At 71.9% G+C, this 3574-nt stretch carries 5 protein-coding genes; 1 reads left to right on the top strand and 4 read right to left on the bottom strand.

The genetic code is table 11. The annotated features are described in order from the left end of the window. From ABZY11_RS43495 to rimP, 4 genes are all read right to left on the bottom strand, one after another. Window positions 1-812 (bottom strand): translation initiation factor IF-2 N-terminal domain-containing protein (locus ABZY11_RS43495; RefSeq protein ID WP_356484471.1); only part of this gene is annotated, 812 nt, incomplete at its 3' end. A gap of 147 nt (window positions 813-959) precedes the next feature. Beyond that, window positions 960-1238, bottom strand: coding sequence for a YlxR family protein (locus ABZY11_RS43490; protein ID WP_356484470.1), 279 nt, complete (start codon window positions 1236-1238; stop codon window positions 960-962). 180 nt (window positions 1239-1418) lie between these two features. Further along, on the bottom strand, window positions 1419-2459 hold the full coding sequence (gene nusA / locus ABZY11_RS43485; protein ID WP_266427444.1) for a transcription termination factor NusA: 1041 nt from the start codon (window positions 2457-2459) through the stop codon (window positions 1419-1421). A 2-nt stretch (window positions 2460-2461) separates the two neighbouring features. Continuing rightward, the gene (gene rimP, locus ABZY11_RS43480) at window positions 2462-2959 is read right to left on the bottom strand and encodes a ribosome maturation factor RimP (protein WP_356484469.1); all 498 of its coding nucleotides are present in this window, start codon (window positions 2957-2959) and stop codon (window positions 2462-2464) included. A gap of 177 nt (window positions 2960-3136) precedes the next feature. Between rimP and ABZY11_RS43475 the strand changes: the two genes are divergently transcribed. After that, on the top strand, window positions 3137-3574 hold a 438-nt coding region (locus ABZY11_RS43475), incomplete at its 3' end, for a hypothetical protein (RefSeq protein WP_356484468.1).

Below are 3574 nucleotides of genomic sequence, written 5' to 3'. Positions count from 1 at the left end.
CGACGGGCGCCGCCCTGACCCAGGGGACGCGCAGCACCACCCGGGCCGCCCTGCGGACGCGGGGCGCCCGGACGGTCCTGGCCGCCACCGGGACGCGGGGCGCCGCCGGGACGGGGCGCCTGCGGACGGGCCATGCCCGTCGAGCCACCGGAGGTGAAGGGGTTGTTGCCCGGACGGGGACCGGCCGGACGTGCGCCACCGGGGCGCGCGGCGCCCTGGCCTGCGGGACGTGCGGGGCGGTCACCGCCGCGCTCGCCACCACGGCCGCCGTCGCGCTGGCCACCGTCACGCTGGCCGGCCGGGGCCGGACGGGCGGGACGAGGCCCGGGCGTGGCACCCGCGGGACGCGGGGCCTGCTGCTGCGGGGCAGCCTGCTGGGCCGGAGCCGGAGCCGAGAACTCGGCGGCGGGCACCGGAGTCACCGGAGCGGGCTTGGGCGCGGGCTTCGGGCCCGGACGCGGGCCGGCAGCCGGCGCGGAAGGCGCTGCGGGGGTGCTGCTCGCCGGTGCGGCGGGGGCCGGCTTGGGGGCCGGGGCGCCGGGCTTCGGGGCAGCGGGACGTGCCGCAGCGGCCGGGGACGGCGCTGCGGGCTTTGCGGGCGTCGCCTTGCGGGGCGCGCCAGGCTTTGCAGCGGACTTGCCGGCGTTGCCGCCGGGCCCCTGCAGTGCGTCAGTCAACTTGCGTACAACCGGCGCCTCGATCGTCGAGGACGCCGAACGGACGAATTCACCGAGTTCTTGGAGCTTGGCCATGACGACCTTGCTCTCGACGCCGAACTCCTTGGCGAGTTCGTATACCCGGACCTTAGCCACTTCGCTCCTTTTAGGTCCGGGTTACCGCCGGACCGTCGCTACTTCATGGGCGTACTCATCGCGTACTCATCGAGTGCTCATCGCAATCTCGACCTACTTCCAACTCGCGAGGTACCTGACCGCACGGGGTCCCGTGCCGTTCATTTCTTACGGTGTCACCCGCTCGACGAACCGCTGCACTGCGGCGGGGTCGAACGGCCCCTTGGCCTTGAAGGCCCGGGGAAAGGCCCGGCGGCGAACCGCCAGGTCCAGACAGACGGGGACGGGGTGTACATAGGCACCCCGGCCGGGCAGCGTACCGCGAGGATCGGGGACGCAGTCGTCCCCGTCCGCGACGATGCGCAGCAGCTCGCTCTTGGCCGCCCGCTCCCGGCATCCCACACAGGTTCGCTCAGGGCAAGCGCGGGCGTGCGTCCGGCCAGACACGTCTAAGTCTACCTCCCCGCACCGACCTCACCCCTTTGGGGCAAAAATCGAACGGATGTTGTCGTGATCTCAGCGGCGTACCGCCCAGATGTATTCCCCGCGGCCCGCGCGAGCGTCGCCGGGCGCCCCTTCCCGGAGCGCCCGGTGTGCCGCGCGGGCCGGCTGTCCGGCGGGTGCCCGTCAGCGACGCTCGGACCGCTCGCGGGCCCGCTCGGCCCGCTCCCGGTCGGCGACGTCGCGTTCGGCGTCGGTCTCGGTGTCCGGACGGATGTCGATGCGCCAGCCGGTCAGGCGGGCGGCGAGGCGGGCATTCTGCCCCTCCTTGCCGATCGCCAGCGACAGCTGGTAGTCCGGCACGGTGACCCGGGCGGACCGGGCGCCGAGGTCGACGACCTCGACCTGGCTCACCCGTGCGGGCGACAGCGCGTTGGCCACCATCTCGGCCGGGTCGTCCGACCAGTCCACGATGTCGATCTTCTCGCCGTGCAGTTCGGCCATGACATTGCGTACCCGGCCGCCCATCGGGCCGATGCAGGCACCCTTGGCGTTCAGCCCGGAGCGGGTCGAACGGACCGCGATCTTGGTGCGGTGACCGGCCTCGCGGGCGATCGCGCAGATCTCGACGGAACCGTCCGCGATCTCCGGAACCTCCAGCGCGAAGAGCTTCTTCACGAGGTTGGGGTGAGTCCGCGACAGCGTCACGGACGGGCCGCGCACACCCTTGGCGACCCGCACGACGTACGTGCGCAGCCGCAGACCGTGGGTGTACTCCTCGCCCGGCACCTGCTCCTGCACCGGCAGGATCGCTTCGAGTTTGCCGATGTCGACCAGGACGTTCTTCGGGTCCTTGCCCTGCTGGACGACGCCGGTGACGACATCGCCCTCGTGGCCCGCGTACTCACCGAACGTCTTGTCGTCCTCGGCGTCGCGCAGCCGCTGCAGGATGACCTGCTTCGCGGTGGTCGCGGCGATCCGGCCGAAGCCGGAGGGGGTGTCGTCGAACTCCTTGGGCTCCTGGCCCTCTTCGAGGTCGGCCGGGTCCTCCTTCGCCCACACCGTCACATGGCCGCGCTCGTCGAGCTTCACTCGCGCGCGGCGGTGGCTTCCGTCGGTACGGTGGTAGGCGATGAGGAGGGCCGACTCGATCGCCTCGACGAGCACGTCGAAGGGGATCTCCTTGTCCTGTGCCAAGCCCTTCAAGAGCTTCACATCGATGTCCACGGCTACGCCTCCTCTTCCTTCTTGTCCTTGCGGCTGAATTCGATCTCCACGCGCGCCTTGGCGATCTCGTCGAAGGCGACCCGGCGGGACGTGGGCTTGCGGCCCTTGACGCCCGGCACTTCGAGGTCGAGGCCTTCCTCGTCCACGGCGAGGATGCGGGCCACCAGCTCGCCGCCCTCGCGCAGGTGCAGCTTGGCCAGGCGGCCCGTGGCACGTACGTAGTGGCGGTGCTCCGTCAGCGGACGGTCGGCACCGGGGGAACTGACTTCGAGGACGTACTCGCCGTCGCCCATCGCGTCGGTCTCGTCGAGCTTCTCGGAGATCGCGCGGCTCAGCTCGGCGCAGGCGTCCAGCTCGACGCCCTCTTCGGAGTCCACGATGATCCGCAGCACGCGGCGGCGGCCGGCCCGGGACACCTCGATCTCTTCGAGATCCAGCTGTTCGGCGCTGACGAGCGGTTCGAGCAGCCCGCGCAGCCTCTCGCTCTGGGTGGTGCTCATCCGGGTGACTCCTCGGCCGCGTGTGCTGTTGTGGGGATCCTCGCGTGTCAGGTCAAAGGGTATCCGGTCCCGAGGGGTGTTGCCGTCCGCCCGCTTCACGGCCGCGGGTACGCTCGCCTGCGGTGATCACTTCAGGACAGATCCAGTCAAGTCAGGTCCAGGCCCGAAGGAGAACAGGTGCGGCGCACGGGGACGACGCGCAGAGGTGTGTTCACCGCGACGGGAGCGTTCGCCCTGGGGGCGGTGCTGGCCGGCTGCGGTGACGGGCCCGGACGTGGGAAGGACTCCGGCCGGTCCGGGGCGGCGACCGCGGCCGAACAGGCCTCGGCGGCACGGGCGGAGAAGCGGATCCGGGCAGCCGCCGCGCGAGCCAGCCTGGAACTGCTCGGCGGGTACGAGCAGGTACTCAAAGCCCATCCGGCGACCGCCGCCGGGCTCTCGCCGCTGCGGGACGCCGTACGCGCCCATGCCAAGGCGCTGGCGCCCGAAGGCGGGCAGGCGCTCACCTTCACGCGGTCGCGCGCGACCGACGCCGGGGCCGCCGGAGTCAACCATCTGTTCGGCGGCCCGGACCTGCCCTTCGACTCGGGCAGCGCCAACTCCTGGGTGATCCTG

The sequence above is a fragment of the Streptomyces sp. NPDC006510 genome (assembly GCF_040611955.1).
Taxonomy (GTDB): Bacteria; Actinomycetota; Actinomycetes; order Streptomycetales; family Streptomycetaceae; genus Streptomyces.
Note: the sequence above shows the minus strand (reverse complement) of the source record. Positions and strands in the feature narration are given on the sequence as shown.

Bases quoted from the DNA above. Each gene is read 5' to 3' on its own strand.
- rimP (WP_356484469.1), bottom strand. From the start codon at position 2,959: ATGAGCACCACCCAGAGCGAGAGGCTGCGCGGGCTGCTCGAACCGCTC.